Raw genomic sequence first — 18149 nt, 5'->3', positions numbered from 1 at the left:
GCGCCGGTTTTTTTATGCCTCCTTGATCACGCCCCACAGCAAGAGAAGGATTGGGGATAGGGAGAGCAAGAGTACAGCGCGCTGTCATACACCTGTCCCGCTCATCCCCAGCCAGGATAGGCAGCACAAGCCCGTGCCTGGCCCTTCCCTCCTGCGCCCGCCCGCTCTGCCGGGCTGTCGATGGCACAAAAAAACGGCTCCATCATGGAGCCGTTTTCACACTTGGGGCCGTGAGGCTGACTTACTCGACAGTGGCTTCCACGTCGGTGAAGTATTCGATCTTGGCCGCCTTGCGCAGCTCGTCGATCAGCGACTTGTAGTCGGCCTGTGCCTTGCCCTGACCCAGCTGACCTTGCAGCAGGCTAACCATCTGGGACGGCTCCTTGATGACGTTGACCTTGTCCAGCGCCACCACCACACGATCACCGTTGGCTTCGGTCACCAGCTCGACGCTCGGCTTGCCATCGGTCGGATGGGGCATGCGGAACACCTGGGTCACCAGGTTCTGGTCCATCTCCTGGGCGAAACGGGATACGCCGGTATGGGTATCCACTTTCAGACCCAGCGCGGTCAGGTCGGCCTGAACGTTCTCACCGGCCTTGAGCTTGTCCAGCAGACCCTGGGCCTTGCCACGGGCCACTTCACTGGCCTTGTCGTGCTTGATGACGGTGATCACCTGCTCTTTCACCTCGGCAAGCGGCTTGGCCGCCTTCGGCTGGTGACCCATGATGTGCAGCACCAGCGCCTTGCCGTCAGCCAGCTCGATCACGTCGGAGTTGGTATTGTCATCGCGCAGCTGTTCGGAGAACGCCACGGAGAGCACCTTGGGATCATTGAGCGGTGCCGGCGCATTGGCCTGGCTGAAATAGCCGGTGGACTGCACCTGGAGGCCCATGGCTTCGGCGGTCAAGTCCAGGGAGTCCGGGTTCTCGAAGCTGCTGTCGGCCATCTTCTGCTGTTCGGCGAAGAACTGCTCCTTGGCCTTCTCAGACTGCAGACGGGCGATGGTATCGCTCATCACGTCCACGAAGGGCTTGGTCTTGGCAGGCTCGACTCCCAGCAGCTTGATGATGTGGAAGCCGAACGGGCTCTTCACCACGGCGGAGAGATCGCCGGCCTTGGCCAGCGCGAACGCGGCTTTCTCGAAGGCAGGATCCATCACCCCTTTCTCGAACCAGTCGAGCTCCCCGCCCTTCTTCGCGGAGAAGGTATCGGAGGAGTCGGCCTTGGCCAGCGCGGCGAAGTCGTCACCCGCCTTGGCCTTGGCCAGCACGGCCTCGGCTTTCTGCTCGGCGGCCTTTTCATCCTTGCCAAACGGGATCAGGATGTGCGCCACCTGACGGCGCTCGGGACGCTGGAACAGATCCTGATGCTGGTCGTAGTAATCCTGGGCATCCTGCTCGGTGACCTTGATGTTCTTGCCAAGGTTCGCGGCATCGAGCAGCAGATAGTCGACCTTGACCGTCTCGTCGTTCATGAAGCGAGCGCTGTTGGCCTTGTAGAACTGCTCCACCTCGGCATCGCTCACCTCGATCCCGTCCACATAGGCGGAAGCGGCCAGACGGATCAGGCGCAGGTCACGGGTCTGGTTGTAGAGACGATCCAGTTGCTCGGCTTCACCCTTGAGGGCGAACTCCGATCCCAGCACGGCGCCCATCAATTGCTGGCGCACCATGTCCTGGCGCAGGGAGTCGCGGAACATCTCGGGGGTCATGCCGGCACGGCGAATGAGCTGCAGGTAGCGGTCATTGCTGAACTTGCCGTTCTCGGCAAACTCGGGCATGGCGACGATGGCCTGCTTGATCTGCTCATCGCTGACGCGCAGACCCAGGGAGCGGGCCTTGTCATCGATCAGCGCCTGATCGATCAGACGGTCCAGCACGCCACGGCGGAACTGTTTCATGTAATCGGGATTGGCGGCCAGCTGGTTGAAGGCCTCACCCATTTGGGATTCCATGCGGGCCCGCTCATTGCGGTAGGCATTCTCCAGTGCGGGGGCACTGATGTCATTGCCGTTGACGGTGGCGGGGGCGGTACGTGCCGGGCCATTGAGGTAGCTGCCTACCCCGGCCAAGGCAAAGGAGAGGATGATCAGGCCCAAGATAACCTTGGCTACCTTGCCCTGCGCCCCTTCGCGTAGTTTATCCAACATCATGTTTGTACTTATGCTCCCGAACTCGATGGGCGTAAATAATGAAAAGGCGCACCGATTGCGATGCGCCTTGGTCAAGCAGTATGAGGGAGAGCCCTCTCACTTGTCTGGTCAGAGACCAAGGACGGTGCCGATAGATATCAGCGACCGGCTTAGTTGACCGCGTCTTTCAGGGCCTTGCCGGCTTTGAAGGCAGGAACTTTACCGGCAGCGATTTCGATGGTCGCACCAGTTTGCGGGTTGCGGCCGGAACGGGCTGCACGCTCGCGAACGGCGAAAGTACCGAAACCAACCAGAGCAACCTGGTCACCCTCTTTCAGGGCTTCGCCCACGGCATCGATGAAGGCATCCAGCGCACGGCCAGCGGCAGCTTTGGAGATATCAGCACCGTCTGCAATCTTGTCAATCAGTTGAGATTTATTCACTCTTATATTCCCCTTTTATCGAACATCGCTGCGGCGCTGATTTCCCTGGCCACAACAAGTGGAGGTTTTATAACAAGCCTCCTGATCAGTTGCAAGTGACAATCTGGCGCAAACCCGCGCCACATCACGCATTGCGACTCATCATGAGTACCCGATCGGTGGTCAAGGCTACTTCCGTTGTCCGGTGCATGCAAGCCTTAACCACCCCCCGAATGCGCCAAATTTGCGGCGCATCAACATTTACACGACAGAAACGCGTTCGAAACCTTGCGGATTGTCCTGCAACGCCAGTGCAAGCACCTCATCAATCCAGCGAACCGGATAGATTTCAAGATCTTGTTTGACGTTGGCCGGGATCTCCTCGAGGTCACGTTCGTTCTCTTTCGGGATCAGCACACGCTTGATGCCACCACGGTGGGCCGCCAGCAGTTTTTCCTTGAGACCACCGATGGGCAGCACCTCGCCACGCAGGGTGATTTCACCCGTCATCGCCACGTCGGCACGCACCGGGTTGCCGGTGAGGCTGGAGACCAGGGCGGTACACATGGCGATACCGGCGCTCGGGCCGTCTTTCGGGGTCGCCCCTTCCGGCACGTGCACGTGGATGTCGCGCTTCTCGTAGAAGTCGCCGTTGATACGCAGCTTCTCGGCACGGGCCCGCACCACCGTCATGGCCGCCTGGATGGACTCCTGCATCACGTCACCGAGGGAACCGGTGTAAGTGAGCTTGCCCTTGCCCGGCATGTTGGTGGTCTCGATGGTGAGCAGATCGCCCCCCACTTCGGTCCACGCCAGCCCGCACACCTGACCAATCTGGTTCTGGTCGGTGGCCTTGCCATAGTCAAAGCGCTGTACCCCCAGGAACTCCTTGAGGTTCTCCTGGTTGACCTGAACATGCTTGATGCTCTTGTCCAGCAGGATGCGTTTGACTGCCTTGCGACAGATTTTGGAGATTTCACGCTCCAGGCTGCGCACACCCGCCTCGCGGGTGTAGTAGCGAATCACCCCGATCAGCGCCGAATCCTCGATGGTGATCTCGGAAGGCTTCAGGCCGTTGCGCTGGATCTGCTTGGCCACCAGGTGCTGCTTGGCAATGTTGAGCTTCTCGTCCTCGGTGTAACCGGACAGACGGATCACTTCCATCCGGTCCAGCAGCGGACCCGGTATGTTCATGGAGTTGGAGGTGGCCACGAACATCACGTCCGACAGGTCATAATCCACTTCCAGATAGTGATCGTTGAAGCTGCTGTTCTGCTCGGGATCCAGCACCTCCAGCAGGGCGGAAGCGGGATCGCCACGCATGTCCGAGCTCATCTTGTCGATTTCGTCGAGCAGGAACAGCGGGTTCTTCACGCCGACTTTCGCCATCTTCTGAATGAGCTTGCCGGGCATGGAGCCGATGTAGGTACGGCGGTGACCACGGATCTCCGCCTCGTCACGCACCCCACCCAGGGCCATGCGCACATACTTGCGGCCGGTGGCCTTGGCGATGGACTGCCCCAGGGAGGTCTTGCCCACCCCGGGAGGCCCGACCAGGCAGAGGATGGGGCCCTTGAGCTTGTTCACACGCGCCTGCACCGCCAGGTATTCGAGGATGCGATCCTTGACCTTGTCCAGGCCATAGTGATCTGCATCCAGCACCTCCTGGGCCTTGCCCAGGTCTTTCTTGACCTTGGAGCGGGCCTTCCAGGGCACCTGCACCATCCAGTCCACATAGCTGCGCACCACGGTGGCTTCCGCCGACATGGGAGACATCATCTTGAGCTTGGCGAGCTCGGCCTGGGCCTTCTCGCGGGCATCCTCCGGCATCCCGGCCTCTTCAATCTTGCGATTGAGGGCTTCGAATTCATCCGGGCTGTCTTCCAGCTCACCCAGCTCTTTCTGGATGGCCTTCATCTGCTCGTTGAGGTAATACTCCCGCTGGCTCTTCTCCATCTGCTTCTTGACCCGGGAGCGGATGCGCTTCTCGACCTGCAACAGGTCGATCTCCGACTCCATCATGGCCATCAGAAACTCGATGCGCTCGGACACGGAGGCGATTTCCAGCACCTTCTGCTTGTCTTCGAGCTTGAGCGGCATGTGGGCAGCCATGGTATCGGCCAGGCGCGCCGCATCGTCGATCGCCGAAATCGAGGTGAGTACCTCGGGCGGGATCTTCTTGTTGAGCTTGATGTAACCTTCGAACTGGCCGATGGCAGAGCGCACCAGCACGTCCTGATCCTTCTCCTCGATGGGGGCGGACGCGATGTACTGGGCCTCCCCGACAAAGAAGTCGCGATCGTCGATCATCCGCTCAAGGCGGGCACGCTGGCCCCCCTCCACCAGCACCTTGACGGTGCCGTCCGGCAGCTTGAGCATCTGCAGAATATTGGCCACTGTCCCGACGGAGAAAATTTCCTCCACCGTCGGTTCGTCAGTCGACGCATCCTTCTGGGCCACCAGCAGTACTTTCTTGTCCTGCTCCATGGCCGCTTCCAGACAGCGAATGGATTTTTCCCGCCCCACAAAGAGTGGAATGACCATGTGGGGATAGACCACCACGTCACGAAGAGGCAGGACGGGAATCTCGATGCGTTCTGAACGCTCTAGGTTCATATATGTCCTCTCGGCTTGTTATACCGTTGGCAAAGGCTTGGCTGAGTATATGGGGGCGCAAAGATGAGATTCAATCGCCTTGGCCGTAAAAAGCATGAAAGGGGCAAAAAGCCCCTTTATGTGATTAAAAATCAGACAGTTACTCTGAGGCTGCGGCCTGAGTCTCGGGATTGTCGTAGATCATCAGGGGCGCGGAGTCTCCCTTGATCACCGTCTCGTCGATCACCACCTTGCTGACCCCTTTCAGGGAGGGCAGGTCATACATGGTGTCGAGCAGTACGGCCTCGACAATGGAACGCAGACCCCGGGCACCGGTTTTGCGCTCCATGGCCTTGCGGGCAATGGCATTGAGCGCGTCGTCACGAAACTCCAGCTCAACCTCTTCCAGGGCAAACAGCGCAGCATACTGCTTGGTCAGCGCGTTCTTCGGCTCTTTCAGGATCTGGATGAGGGCAGCCTCGTCAAGCTCGGTCAGGGTCGCGACCACCGGCAGACGACCGATGAACTCGGGGATGAGACCGTACTTGATGAGATCTTCCGGCTCCACCTTGGCAAAGTTCTCGCTCAGGGTTGCCTTGGCATTCTTGGATTTCACCTCGGCGCCAAAACCGATGCCGGTGCCCTTGACGGAGCGCTGCTCGATCACCTTGTCCAGCCCCGCGAAGGCACCACCACAGATGAACAGGATCTTGGAGGTGTCGACCTGCAAAAACTCCTGCTGCGGGTGCTTGCGACCGCCCTGGGGAGGCACGGAGGCGATGGTGCCTTCGATCAGTTTCAGCAGAGCCTGCTGCACCCCTTCACCGGAGACGTCGCGGGTGATGGAGGGGTTGTCCGACTTGCGGGAGATCTTGTCGATCTCGTCGATGTAGACGATACCGCGCTGAGCCTTCTCCACGTCGTAGTCGCACTTTTGCAGCAACTTCTGGATGATGTTCTCCACGTCCTCGCCCACGTAACCGGCTTCGGTCAGGGTGGTGGCATCGGCCATGGTGAAGGGCACATCCAGCAGACGAGCCAGGGTCTCGGCCAGCAGAGTCTTGCCGCTGCCGGTGGGGCCAATCAGCAGAATGTTGGATTTGCCCAGCTCCACGCCACCGGACTCGCTGCCGCTGCGAAGACGCTTGTAGTGGTTGTAGACAGCCACTGCCAGCACCTTCTTGGCGTACTCCTGACCGATCACGTAGTCGTCCAGATGGGCGCGGATCTCATGAGGGGTCGGCAGCTCGCTACCATCGCGCTTGGGAGAGATCTCGCGGATCTCTTCGCGGATGATGTCGTTGCACAGCTCGACACACTCATCACATACGTAGACGGAAGGGCCAGCGATCAGCTTGCGCACTTCATGCTGGCTTTTGCCGCAGAAAGAGCAATACAGCAGCTTGTCGCCCTCACCCTTGCGTTTCTCTGTCATTCAGCGACCTCGTTTTATCAATAGAGGATGGATCGTCCTGCTGAGTTTACAACAGGACGGGGTACCCTGCTCAGCCGCGCTGGCTCAGGATGCCGTCAACCAGACCATAGGCAACGGCCTGCTCGGCGGACATGAAGTTGTCACGGTCGGTGTCGCGCTCGATGGTGGCCATGTCCTGACCGGTATGGAACGCCAGACGATCGTTCAGGGTATTCTTGATTTTCAGGATCTCCTGGGCATGGATCTGGATGTCAGAAGCCTGCCCCTGGAAGCCGCCCAGCGGCTGGTGGATCATCACTCGGGCATTGGGCAGGCAGAAACGCTTGCCCTTGGCGCCACCGGCCAGCAAGAAGGCCCCCATGGAGCAGGCCTGCCCCATGCAGACGGTGCTCACGTCCGGCTTGATGAACTGCATGGTGTCATAGATGGACATACCCGCAGTGACGGCGCCACCCGGCGAGTTGATGTAGATGCTGATGTCCTGATCCGGGTTCTCGGACTCCAGGAACAGCAGTTGGGCCACCACCAGGTTCGCCATGTGATCCTCGACCTGACCGGTCAGGAAGATCACCCGCTCTTTCAGCAGACGGGAATAGATGTCGTAGGAACGCTCCCCTTTCGCGGTTTGCTCTACCACCATCGGGATGAGCGCATTGCGTGGGGATTCAGTCACATCGTTATAGTTCTTGTACATAAGGCATTGTCCCTAAAATAAAATGGCCCGAGTGGAGATCACACGAGCCATTATACTTAACAGTTTTGACCTTAAGTCAAATGTTCTTAGGCAGCGGCACCGGACTTGTTGATCACTTCGTCGAAGGCAACTTCTTTCTCGGTGACTTGCGCCTTGGACAGGATCAGATCGATGGCTTGATCTTCAATGGCCAGGTTGCGCACGCCGTTCAGCATCTGCTCGTTCTGCTGATAGTACTCGATCACTTCTTTCGGATCTTCGTAGGCAGTGGCCATGGACTCGATGATGCTGGTCACACGGGCGTCGTCAGCCTTGATCTCGTTGGTGCGGATGACGTCACCCAGCAGCAGACCAACGCGGACACGGCGCTCGGCCTGGGCCTGGAACAGCTCGGTCGGCAGCTCGGGGGCGTTGCCGCCCTGGAAGCCACCGAAGCGCTGCAGAGCCTGCTGACGCAGGGTGTCGATTTCCTGGGCAACGGCAGCCTTCGGCAGATCGATCTGGTTGGCTTCAACCAGGCCGTTCAGTACCTGCTCTTTCACGCTGTTTTTCAGGGCCTGGGCCAGTTCGCGCTCCATGTTCTTGCGCACTTCTGCCTTCAGCTCTTCAACGCTGCCGCTCTCGATGCCGAAACGCTTGACGAACTCTTCGGTCAGCTCGGGCAGCACCTGCTCTTCAACCTTGTGCAGCTTGGAGGCAAACTTGGCAGCCTTGCCCTTCAGGGCTTCGGCGTGGTAGTCAGCCGGGAAAGTCACCTCGATGGTGAACTCGTCGCCCGCTTTCTTGCCCAGGATGGCGTCTTCGAAGCCCGGGATCATGCGGCCAGCGCCCAGTTCCAGAGTGAAGCCTTCAGCCTTGCCACCGTCGAACTCTTCACCGTCGATGGAACCGACGAAGTCCATGGTCACACGCATGCCATTGGCGGCAGCCACAGCGGCTTCAGTCCAGGTGGCGTGCTGCTTGCGCAGGGTGTCGATCATGTTTTCCAGGTCGCTGTCCTTCACGGTGGCAACCGGCTTCTCGACCTTGATGCTCTCCAGACCGGCAACTTCGAACTCCGGATACACTTCGAAAGTGGCGGTGAACTCGAAATCCTGACCTTCTTTGATCTCTTTCGGATCCATGGTCGGGGCGCCAGCCGGGCTCAGTTTGTTCTCGATGATGGCCTTGATGAAGTTGTTCTGCATCATTTCATCGGCAACGCGGGCGTGAGCCATGGCACCGAACATCTTCTTGATGATGGCAACCGGAGCCTTGCCAGGACGGAAACCGTCGATGCGACGGGTTTTGGCCAGGCCATTCAATTCTTTGCGCACGGCGGCGTCAACGGTAGCGGCCGGTACAGTGATGGTAAGACGGCGTTCCAGACCCTGGGTTGTCTCTACAGAAACTTGCATTCTTTTACCTCGTTCAACTCAGCACTGCGTGCTGACCCTTTATTGCCCCCGGGCAAGCCCGGAGTCTTCCTGTTTATAAAGACAACGACTGTCTTTGTGATGAGAAAATATGACGCGACATTATAGCGGCGTGCAGTGGTCGCGTCGAGCCGCACATCCCCCATCCGGGGCACAGACAGCACAATTTGCGCAAGACTTTCTCCTATATGGGGAAGCCTTGCACCGAGTTCAAGCATTCCATCCGCAATAATTTGCACTGGCTCACTCTTTTTCACGGCGAACGGGCCATTTTGATCGCCATCCGCCGCCAATCAGGCACAAAAATGGCGTGCTGCGACCCAAATTGTCCACCTTCTCGCCTGTGCCATTGCGTCCCCCGGCCGGGCTCGCTATGGTGACAGCCAATTCACGTGCTGCTGGAGTCACCCACATGTCCTTTTTCCGCTTCTTGTTCAATCTGCTCTGGTTCGTGCTGGGAGGCGTCTTCATGGGGCTGGCCTGGTGGCTGGCGGGGCTGCTCTGCTTCATCTCCCTCATCGGGATCCCCTGGGGACGCGCCTGCTTCGTCATCGGCACTTTCACCTTCTTCCCGTTTGGCAAGCAGGCGGTGAGCCGCAAGAGCATGACGGGCCAGAGCGACATCGGCACCGGTGCCTTGGGGCTGATTGGCAACATTCTCTGGTTTGTGCTCATCGGGGTCTGGCTGGCCATCGGCCACATCGCCTCGGCGCTGGCCTGTTTCGTCACCATCGTCGGCATCCCGTTCGGCATCCAGCACCTCAAGCTGGCCCTCATCAGCCTTGCCCCCATCGGCCAGATGATAGTGACCAACCACGAGGCCGAATCGGGCCGCTACATCCGCTGACAGCCCATCTCAGGCTATCCTTGCGGGTGGAAAAAAGGGCAGACTAGGGTCTGCCCTTTTTCATTGCCCCATTCGAGGTCTTCCATGCTGCCCAGCCATTTTTTTGCCAACCTCGCCCGTATGCGCCTCATCTACCGCTGGCCCCTGATGCGCAACATCCAGCCCGAAAACATCGCCGAGCACAGCTTGCAGGTTGCCATGGTGGCCCACGCCCTCGGCCTTATCAGCAATCGCCTGTTCGGCGCTCAGGTGGATGCAGACCGGGCCGCCGTCATGGCCCTCTACCACGACAGCAGCGAGGTGCTGACCGGGGATCTGCCCACCCCGGTCAAGTACTTCAATCCCGAAATCGCCCGCGAATACAAGAAGATTGAGCTTGCCGCCGAGCAGCGCCTGCTGGGCATGTTGCCGCCTGAGCTGGTCGAGGACTTTCGCCCCCTGCTCGACTCCGGCGCCCAGGACGAGGCCCTCACCAGCCTGGTGAAGGATGCAGACACCCTCTGCGCCTACACCAAGTGTCTGGAGGAGCTGAGCGTCGGCAACCGGGAGTTCGAGCCCGCGCGAAAGCGCCTCGAGCAGATGCTGGACGCCAGGATGAACCCCGCCATGCGCTACTTCATCGATGTCTTCGTGGGGAGTTTTTCACTGCCTCTCGATGAGTTGAATGCCCATTGATGCCATCAACACGGCACCGGGCATCATCTCCTCCTGCGTATTGCCCCGATAACCGCCACTTCGGGGGTTTCCCCACAAAAGAGTGACAATAAAAAGGGCCCCGCAGGGCCCTTTATCACATCCATGGGCATCAATGCCCCAGTTCCCGGGATGGCACCAGGCCGCTCGCCCGCCAGGCGGGATAGAGGGTCGCCACCAGGCTCATCAGGATGGCTGCGCCGGTCACGATGAGCAAGTCCTGCATGTGCAGCTCGGTCGGCAGGAAGTCGATGAAGTAGATGTCCGGATTGAGGAAACGGTGCCCGATCACCCCTTCGATGGCGCTCAGGATCTGGGTCAGCTTGCTGGAGAGCAGGCCGCCCAGCAGGGCGCCTAGCAAGGCTCCCGCCACCCCGTTCACCATCCCCTGGATGACGAAGGTAAGCCGGATCTGGCCCGGGCTCGCCCCCATGGTCTTCAAGATGGCAATCTCGCTGCGCTTCTCGTTCACCGCCATCACCAGGGTGGAGACGATGTTGAAGCAGGCCACCGCCACCACCATCAGCATCACCACGTACATCACGGTGCGCACCATCTGGATGTCCTGATAGAGATAACCCTGGCGGCTCATCCAGCTGCTGATATAGACGTAGTGTGGGAATTTCTGGGCCGCCGCCACCGTGATGGACTGGGCCTTGAGCACGTCGCTCACCTTGAGGCTGAACCCCTCCACCGCGCTGCCCATGCCGGTGATGGCCTGGGCGTCCGCCAGGTGCATGAAGCCGAGCAGGCCGTCGAGCTGGCCACCGATCTCGAGCAGCCCTACCACGGTGAGCACCTCCCGTTTCGGGTTCTTGATGCCGGCGGCATCACCCGCCTGGGGCAGCAGCAGGGTGACGGTATCTCCCGTCTTGACCCCCAGCTTGTCGGCGATGATCTTGCCGAGGATGACCCCGTGTTCACCCGCCTGCAGCTCGCGAAGACCCCGACCCGTCATGAAGTTGCCCGCATCGGAGAGATTGGCTTCCAGCTCCGGCAGCACCGCACGCAGTTGGACCCCCTTGAGGGCGGAGCCGTGCTCCAGCAGGCCGTCCAGGCGAATGACGGGGGCAGCCGCCTCCACCCCGGGCTGGGCCAGCAGGTAGTCCCTGAGCCGCGGCCAGTCAGGCAGCGGCGCTTCCATGCCGATGAGCTCGCCGTGGGGGACCACGGAGAGCACCCGGTTCTTGAGCTCCCGCTCGAACCCGTTCATGGCGGAGAGGCCAAGAATGAGGGCCATCACCCCGAGGGCGATCCCGATGAGGGAGGAGGCCGAAATGAAGGCGATGAAGCCGTTGCGGCGGCGGGAGCGGCTGTAACGCAGGCCCAGGAACAGGGGCAGCGGCTTGAACATCAGGCGACCTCCGCCATGATGCCGCTCACCAGGGTGACCCGGCGGTGGAGCTTGGCGGCCAGGCTCAAGTCATGGGTCACCACCACGAACGCGGTGCCAAGCTCGCGGTTGAGCTCGCACAAGAGCTCATAGACGGCGGTGGCGCTGGCATGATCCAGGTTGCCGGTGGGCTCGTCCGCCAGCACCAGGCTGGGTTCGTTGACCAGGGCACGGGCGATGGCCACCCGCTGGCGCTCACCACCGGAGAGCTCGGACGGTCTGTGGTTGAGACGGTGGGAGAGCCCCACCCGCCCCAGCATCTTGCTCGCCTTCTCGGTGGCGCTGGCCACCGACTCACCGGCGATCAGCAGCGGCATGGCCGCATTTTCCAGCGCGCTGAATTCCGAGAGCAGGTGGTGGAACTGGTAAACGAAACCCAGCTCCTGGTTGCGAAACCTCGCCTGGGTGCGGCTGTCCCAGCCATGGATGTCCTGCCCCTTGAACAGCACGGCGCCGCTGGAAGGGTTGTCCAGCGCCCCCATCAGGTGCAGCAGGGTGGTCTTGCCGGAGCCCGAGCTCCCCACCACCGCCAGCATCTCCCCGGGGGCGACGTCCAGCTCGATCCCCTTGAGTACCTGGGTCTCCAGATTGCCCTCTTTGTAGACATGATTGAGGGCCTGGCAGCGCAGCAGCGGCTCGCAGGAGACGGATTGATTCATAACGGGGGCTCCACTTGCACCAGTAACAACAGAAGATGAATTATTCATAACGCAGCGCCTCCGCCGGTTTGACCCGGGCCGCGCGGGAGGCCGGGTAAAGGGTGGCACTGAAACTCAGCAGCACGGCGCCCAGCAAAATGGTCATGACCTGGGCCGGCTCGACGATGACCGGCAGACCGCTGCCCCCCGCCGCCATATAGAGGTTGAGCCCAAGGGCATTGAGCAGAGGATTGAGGCCAAAGCAGAGCGCCAGCCCCGCCAGCCCCCCGAACAGGGCGCCGATGACGCCGCTCGACGCCCCCAGCACCATGAAGATCTTAACGATGCCGGATTCGCTCATGCCCATGGTACGCAGGATGGCCACCTCCCCTTCCTTGTCGGTGACCACCATCACCAGGGCGGAGAGGATGTTGAAGGTGGCGACCGCGATGATCAGCACCAGCATCAGCCCCATCATCCGTTTTTCCATGGCCACCGCCTGGAACAGCTCGCCGCGCTCGCGGCGCCAGTCCTGCCACTCCAGCCCGTCCGGCAACGCGGTCTTCACCACCTCGTCGGCGGCGAAGGGATCGTCCAGCCAGAGGCGGATGCCGCCCACCTTGTCTGCGGGCAGGCGCAGCATGCGCTGGGCATCCCCCAGGGCAATCAGTGCCACCTGGCTGTCCACGTCGGCGCCGACCCCGAAAATGCCGGAGACGGTGAAAAGACGCTGGGCCGGCACCCGGCCAAAGGGGGTAAAGCGGGTACCTTCGGTCAGAATGAGACGCACCTGGTCGCCGATAGAGACCTTGAGTCGGCTGGCCACCCCCTGCCCCAGCACGATGTGGTATTCACCGGCCTGCAGGCTGTCAAGGCGCCCTCCCAGCATCTGGGCGTGCAGGATGTCATCCTTGGGCCAGCGGGCGGGATCGATCCCCTGCACGCTCACGCCGGTGAGCTGACCCGGGCTTTGCAGCATGCCTTCGCTGTCGAGCATGGGGGCCGTGGCCACCACGTGGGGCAAGCGGGCCAGATCGGGCAGACCTTCGGGATCGGCCTCGATGCGTCCGGCCTGATTGGTCACCACCACATGGGGGATCACCCCGAGGATTCGCCCCTTGAGCTGGCCTTCGAACCCGTTCATCACCGAGATCACCACCATCAGGGCGGCGACCCCGATGGCGATGCCAAAGGTGGAGAACAGGGAGATAAAGGAGACGAAGCGGTTACTGCGTCGCGAGCCTGCATAACGCAGGCCGATGGCCAGCGACAGTGGCTGAAAAAGTCCGGTCTTCAAGGATATCTACGTTGCCAACGAAATAAGATACCGGATAATAAAGGGAAACCGTCTATGACAACAAGGGATAGCCTCCATGCAGGAACAGTTCTTCAGCGTCACCCATGCCACGCCGGTCAATGTGATCCCCATGCCGGCCGACTTTCGTCTGCCGACGCTGGAGGCCCTGGAGGCCGAGTTGCCCGAGCCGTTTCGCATCGCCTCCGCCATCACCTCCATCGATCTGGTGAGCAGCCGGTTGCTGCGCAGCCAGAACGAGTCCATGCACGATCTGGTGGAGATCATCAATCAGCAGTCCCGCAAGATCGACATGATCATGGGCTATGTGCTGGCGGCCCAGGATCACCCCGAGCACCGCTTCCACACCCTGCGCTTTGGCGCCGGGCAGCTCACCTACCTGCACCCCCACCAGGGGCACGGGGAGGCCCCCGCCCTGCACCAGATAGTGCGGCTCAAGATCTTCCTGCGGGAAGAGGCCTCCGCCGTCTACTGCTACGGCGAGGTCGTGCAGCGGGACGCCGGAGAGCACGGCACCCACGTGGTGCTCGACTACGTGCGCATCCGCGAGGATGACCGGGAGCTGCTGGTGCGCGCCAGCCTGCATGTGCAGTCGAAACAGCTCAAGCTGCGTGCCCAGGAACGTCAGCGCTAACCCAGGTCCATGTCAAAAGAACGCCAACAGTAAAAGACTCCGATGATGCCAATGACCCTCCCCGCCTTGCCCGCCAAAGCGGGCCAGAAGACAACGTTCGGCCAGCTGGTCGGCAGCAGCCTGGCTCTGGTTGCCGCCCGCCTCACCCGGGAAGCCCGAAGACCCGTCCTGCTGGTCACCGCCGATACCCCGAGCGCCCTGCGCCTTGAACAGGAACTGGGGTTCCTGCTGGCGGATCAGGATTGCCCGGTGCTGCTGTTCCCGGACTGGGAGACCCTGCCCTACGACAGCTTCTCTCCCCACCAGGACATCATCTCCCAGCGCCTCGAGACCCTCTACCAGTTGCCGCAGATGCGCCACGGCGTGCTCATCGTGCCCATCTCCACCCTGATGCTGCGCACGGCGCCCCAGGCTTATCTCGACAAATACAGCCTGATGGTCACAAGCGGCCAGCGCCTCAACCTGCAGCAGTTGCGCGGGCGTCTGGCGGAGGCGGGCTACGTGGCGGTGGAACAGGTGCTGGAGCACGGCGAATTCGCCGCCCGCGGCTCCCTGCTGGATCTCTTCCCCATGGGGAGCAGCCGCCCCTATCGCATTGATTTTTTCGACGACGAGGTGGACTCCATCCGCCCGTTCGACCCCGAGACCCAGCGCTCCAGCGAGCCGGTGAAGTCGGTGAGCCTCCTGCCCGCCCGGGAATTTCCCACCGACGAGGGGGCCATCGAGCTGTTTCGTGGCCAGTATCGCGAACAGTTCGAGATCTCCCGGGCCGAGGGCTCCGTCTATCAGGAGGTGAGCAAGGGGCGCTGGCCCGCCGGCATCGAATACTACCTGCCGCTCTTCTTCCAGCAGACCGCCAGCCTGTTTGATTACCTGCCCGAAAACACCCTGCTGCTCACCGTGGGGGAGATCTACCCCGCGGCCCAGCGCTTCTGGAACGACATCGGCCAGCGCTATGAAGACAGGCGCTGGGACAACACCCGTCCCCTGCTGCCGCCCCAGCAGATCTATCTGCCGGTGGAGCAGCTCTTCGCCGCCCTCGGGGACTATGGCGCCGTGCGTCTGCAGGAGGCGACCGTTGACGGCGGAACGGGTCAGCACGATCTGCCCCTCGCCCCCCTGCCGGATCTGCAGCTCGACCACAGCAAGGAGCAACCCCTGCTGGCCCTTGACGGCTTCCTGCAAGGCTTTGCCGGGCGCACCCTGTTTGCGGTGGAGTCCGAGGGGCGGCGCGAGGGGCTCGGGGATCTGCTCGCACGGATCAACCTGCAACCCCGGGAGTTTGCTTCCCTCGACGCCTTCCTGGTGAGCGATGCGCGCCACGGGCTGCTGGTCTGTCCCCTGGAGCGGGGCTTCCTGCTGCAAGAGCCCGGCCAGACGCCCCTTGCCCTCATCACCGAAGCCGAGCTGCTCGGCGGCAAGATCCGCAGCAAGCGCCAGCGGGACAAGAACAAGAACCTGAGCTCGGATGCGGTGATCCGAAACCTGGGCGAGCTGACCCAGGGCCAGCCGGTGGTGCACCTGGATCACGGGGTCGGTCGCTACCTGGGGCTCGAGACCATCGATGCCGGCGGCCTGCCCACCGAGTTTCTGACCCTGGAATACGCCGGCGGCGACAAGCTGTTCGTGCCGGTCACCAGTTTACACCTGATCAGCCGCTACACCGGCTCCGACAACCCGCCCAGCCACAAGCTCGGCGGCGAGGCCTGGGTCAAGGCGCGGCGCAAGGCGGCGGAAAAGGTGCGGGACGTGGCGGCCGAGCTGCTGGATGTCTATGCCATGCGGGCAGCCCGTCACGGTTTTGCCTTCAAACACGACCGGGAGGCCTACCGCCAGTTTGCCGCGAGCTTCCCGTTCGAGGAGACCGAGGATCAGCTCAACGCCATCAATGCGGTGCTCGGCGACATGTGCCAGGCCAAGAGCATGGACAGGCTGGTGTGCGGCGACGTGGGCTTTGGCAAGACAGAAGTGGCGATGCGGGCGGCGTTTGTGGCGGTGCACGGCGGCAAGCAGGTGGCCGTGCTGGTGCCCACCACCCTCCTGGCCCAGCAGCACTACGACAACTTCCGCGACCGATTCGCCAACTGGCCGGTGCGGGTGGAGGTGCTGAGCCGCTTCCGCTCCGCCAAGGAGCAGAGCAGCGTCTTGAAGGAGATGGCCGAGGGCAAGGTGGACATCATCATCGGCACCCACAAGCTGCTCGGCGCCGAGCTCACCTTCAAGGATCTGGGCCTGCTCATCGTCGACGAGGAGCACCGCTTCGGGGTGCGCCAGAAGGAGAAGATCAAGGCGCTGCGCGCCGACGTGGATATCCTCACCCTCACCGCCACCCCCATTCCCCGCACCCTCAACATGGCCATGTCCGGCATGCGGGATCTCTCCATCATCGCCACCCCGCCCGCCAAGCGGCTCGCCATCAAGACCTTCGTGCGCCAGCACGAACCTGCGGTGGTGCGCGAGGCGGTACTGCGGGAATTGAAGCGTGGCGGCCAGGTCTACTACCTGCACAACGACGTGGAGAGCATCGAGAAGTGCGCCGCCGATCTTGCCGAGCTGGTGCCGGAGGCGCGCATCGGCATCGCCCACGGCCAGATGCGCGAGCGGGAGCTCGAGCGGGTGATGTCGGACTTCTACCACCAGCGCTTCAACCTGCTGGTGTGCACCACCATCATCGAGACCGGCATCGACGTGCCGAGCGCCAACACCATCATCATGGACCGGGCGGATCACCTTGGCCTGGCCCAGCTGCACCAGCTGCGGGGCCGGGTCGGGCGCTCCCACCACCAGGCCTATGCCTACCTGCTCACCCCCCATCCCAAGCTGATGACCAAGGATGCGGCCAAGCGGCTGGAGGCCATCGCATCCCTCGAAGATCTCGGTGCCGGCTTTGCGCTCGCCACCCACGATCTGGAGATCCGGGGCGCGGGCGAGCTGCTGGGCGACGATCAGAGCGGCCAAATTGAATCGGTGGGCTTCACCCTCTACATGGAGATGCTGGAGCAGGCGGTGGAGGCGCTCAAACATGGCAAGGAGCCGTCGCTGGAGCAGCTCATGAGCCAGCACACCGAGGTGGAGCTGCGCCTGCCCGCCTTGCTCCCGGACGACTACATCCCGGACGTCAACATGCGCCTCTCCATGTACAAGCGCATCGCCAGTGCCGCCGACGAGCAGGAGCTGCGGGAGCTCAAAGTGGAGCTCATCGATCGCTTCGGCCTCTTGCCGGAGCCGACCAAGACGCTGATGGAGCTGGCCGCCTTCCGCCAGCGCGCCACGGCGCTGGGCATTCGCCGGGTGGAGATGAGCGAGCGCGGCGGCTATCTGGACTTTACCCAGGAAACCAAGGTCAACCCGGCCTATCTGGTCAAGCTGCTCTCGGAGCAGCCGCGCATCTACAAGATGGACGGGCCGACCCGGCTGCGCTTCCAGGTACCGACCCAGGACAGGGCCATGCGCCTCAAACTGGTGGACGGCCTGCTGGCGGATCTCGCCCGCCATGCCACCCCCTGAGGGGAAGCATGACGTCAGCAGGGCGCGACCTGCCGCCTACAACAACGGGAGCCCCAGGGCTCCCGTTTCGTTGCTGGCAAGGGGCGGCATCTCGCCCCCGGCCCGCCTTCTTGCCTCCCGATGCCTCGGTTCGCCCTTCTGGCAGCACCATTTTGCCGCCGAATCCATCTGTTGATACGATGCATTGAGTCATAACCCATCTGAAAAACAGATGGATGTGGGGATGATCGTGGGCAAAAAACGGGTTCAACGCGCCTCGATAGCCCCGCAGATGGCCCGTGCCGTATTTATCCCGCCCACGTATCCAGACCAGATATCCCGGCCAGGCATCCCGGCCAGGGGGCCACCAGCCATTGCACCGCGACAACCGAGGCGCCGCGTCAGTCCATCAGTCCGTCAGTCCGTCAGTCCGTCAGTCCGTCAGTCC

General features: G+C 61.9%; 13 protein-coding genes. 4 read left to right on the top strand and 9 right to left on the bottom strand.

Going from position 1 to position 18149, the window contains the following annotated elements; all coding sequences use genetic code 11:
- Nucleotides 1-241: 241 nt before the first annotated feature.
- From ppiD to tig, 6 genes are all read right to left on the bottom strand, one after another.
- Entirely contained in the window at nt 242-2155 is a 1914-nt protein-coding gene (gene ppiD / locus AB7E19_RS04820; protein ID WP_427934684.1) for a peptidylprolyl isomerase, read from the bottom strand.
- Nucleotides 2156-2304: 149 nt separating this feature from the next.
- Nucleotides 2305-2577: a nucleoid-associated protein HU-beta gene (hupB, locus tag AB7E19_RS04815; protein WP_005315375.1), complete on the bottom strand. Its 273-nt coding sequence runs from the start codon at nt 2575-2577 to the stop codon at nt 2305-2307.
- A 240-nt stretch (nt 2578-2817) separates the two neighbouring features.
- Complete coding sequence (gene lon / locus AB7E19_RS04810; RefSeq protein WP_010674574.1) at nt 2818-5172, bottom strand: endopeptidase La; 2355 nt, start codon at nt 5170-5172, stop codon at nt 2818-2820.
- Between the two features lie 139 nt (nt 5173-5311).
- Nucleotides 5312-6586: an ATP-dependent protease ATP-binding subunit ClpX gene (gene clpX / locus AB7E19_RS04805; RefSeq protein WP_010674573.1), complete on the bottom strand. Its 1275-nt coding sequence runs from the start codon at nt 6584-6586 to the stop codon at nt 5312-5314.
- Between the two features lie 70 nt (nt 6587-6656).
- Nucleotides 6657-7280, bottom strand: a complete 624-nt coding sequence (gene clpP / locus AB7E19_RS04800) for an ATP-dependent Clp endopeptidase proteolytic subunit ClpP (RefSeq protein ID WP_005324106.1) — start codon at nt 7278-7280, stop codon at nt 6657-6659.
- A gap of 86 nt (nt 7281-7366) precedes the next feature.
- Nucleotides 7367-8677, bottom strand: coding sequence for a trigger factor (gene tig, locus AB7E19_RS04795; RefSeq protein WP_427934683.1), 1311 nt, complete (start codon nt 8675-8677; stop codon nt 7367-7369).
- 430 nt (nt 8678-9107) lie between these two features.
- On the opposite strand from tig, the gene AB7E19_RS04790 reads away from it, so the two are divergent.
- Nucleotides 9108-9542: a YccF domain-containing protein gene (locus AB7E19_RS04790; RefSeq protein WP_042016081.1), complete on the top strand. Its 435-nt coding sequence runs from the start codon at nt 9108-9110 to the stop codon at nt 9540-9542.
- A gap of 84 nt (nt 9543-9626) precedes the next feature.
- On the top strand, nt 9627-10217 hold the full coding sequence (yfbR, locus tag AB7E19_RS04785; RefSeq protein ID WP_010674569.1) for a 5'-deoxynucleotidase: 591 nt from the start codon (nt 9627-9629) through the stop codon (nt 10215-10217).
- A 130-nt stretch (nt 10218-10347) separates the two neighbouring features.
- Here yfbR and lolE read toward each other — a convergent pair whose 3' ends face one another.
- From lolE to AB7E19_RS04770, 3 genes are read right to left on the bottom strand one after another with little or no spacing between them, the layout of a single operon-like run.
- Nucleotides 10348-11589: a lipoprotein-releasing ABC transporter permease subunit LolE gene (lolE, locus tag AB7E19_RS04780; RefSeq protein ID WP_103243212.1), complete on the bottom strand. Its 1242-nt coding sequence runs from the start codon at nt 11587-11589 to the stop codon at nt 10348-10350.
- Nucleotides 11589-12287, bottom strand: a complete 699-nt coding sequence (gene lolD / locus AB7E19_RS04775) for a lipoprotein-releasing ABC transporter ATP-binding protein LolD (protein ID WP_010674567.1) — start codon at nt 12285-12287, stop codon at nt 11589-11591. The genes lolE and lolD overlap by 1 nt, the downstream gene beginning before the upstream one ends.
- A gap of 40 nt (nt 12288-12327) precedes the next feature.
- Nucleotides 12328-13563 carry a lipoprotein-releasing ABC transporter permease subunit gene (locus AB7E19_RS04770; protein WP_427934682.1) on the bottom strand — a complete coding sequence of 412 codons (1236 nt, stop codon included), beginning with the start codon at nt 13561-13563 and terminating at the stop codon, nt 12328-12330.
- Nucleotides 13564-13639: 76 nt separating this feature from the next.
- Between AB7E19_RS04770 and AB7E19_RS04765 the strand changes: the two genes are divergently transcribed.
- Complete coding sequence (locus tag AB7E19_RS04765) at nt 13640-14215, top strand: PilZ domain-containing protein (RefSeq protein ID WP_042863798.1); 576 nt, start codon at nt 13640-13642, stop codon at nt 14213-14215.
- Between the two features lie 42 nt (nt 14216-14257).
- On the top strand, nt 14258-17722 hold the full coding sequence (gene mfd / locus AB7E19_RS04760) for a transcription-repair coupling factor (RefSeq protein ID WP_427934681.1): 3465 nt from the start codon (nt 14258-14260) through the stop codon (nt 17720-17722).
- Nucleotides 17723-18149 lie beyond the last annotated feature (427 nt).

Origin of the sequence: Aeromonas sp., assembly GCF_050252055.1 — a bacterium.
In the GTDB taxonomy this organism is placed as follows: Bacteria; Pseudomonadota; Gammaproteobacteria; order Enterobacterales; family Aeromonadaceae; genus Aeromonas; species Aeromonas caviae.
The sequence above is the reverse complement of the archived record's forward strand: the minus strand, read 5'-3'. Positions and strand labels throughout refer to the sequence as shown.

What these genes read in the sequence shown, in the direction of transcription:
- ppiD (WP_427934684.1), bottom strand. Translation starts at nt 2,155, where the DNA reads ATGATGTTGGATAAACTACGCGAAGGGGCGCAGGGCAAGGTAGCCAAG.
- lon (WP_010674574.1), bottom strand. Translation starts at nt 5,172, where the DNA reads ATGAACCTAGAGCGTTCAGAACGCATCGAGATTCCCGTCCTGCCTCTT.
- clpX (WP_010674573.1), bottom strand. Translation starts at nt 6,586, where the DNA reads ATGACAGAGAAACGCAAGGGTGAGGGCGACAAGCTGCTGTATTGCTCT.
- clpP (WP_005324106.1), bottom strand. Translation starts at nt 7,280, where the DNA reads ATGTACAAGAACTATAACGATGTGACTGAATCCCCACGCAATGCGCTC.
- tig (WP_427934683.1), bottom strand. Translation starts at nt 8,677, where the DNA reads ATGCAAGTTTCTGTAGAGACAACCCAGGGTCTGGAACGCCGTCTTACC.
- AB7E19_RS04790 (WP_042016081.1), top strand. Translation starts at nt 9,108, where the DNA reads ATGTCCTTTTTCCGCTTCTTGTTCAATCTGCTCTGGTTCGTGCTGGGA.
- yfbR (WP_010674569.1), top strand. Translation starts at nt 9,627, where the DNA reads ATGCTGCCCAGCCATTTTTTTGCCAACCTCGCCCGTATGCGCCTCATC.
- lolE (WP_103243212.1), bottom strand. Translation starts at nt 11,589, where the DNA reads ATGTTCAAGCCGCTGCCCCTGTTCCTGGGCCTGCGTTACAGCCGCTCC.
- lolD (WP_010674567.1), bottom strand. Translation starts at nt 12,287, where the DNA reads ATGAATCAATCCGTCTCCTGCGAGCCGCTGCTGCGCTGCCAGGCCCTC.
- AB7E19_RS04765 (WP_042863798.1), top strand. Translation starts at nt 13,640, where the DNA reads ATGCAGGAACAGTTCTTCAGCGTCACCCATGCCACGCCGGTCAATGTG.
- mfd (WP_427934681.1), top strand. Translation starts at nt 14,258, where the DNA reads ATGATGCCAATGACCCTCCCCGCCTTGCCCGCCAAAGCGGGCCAGAAG.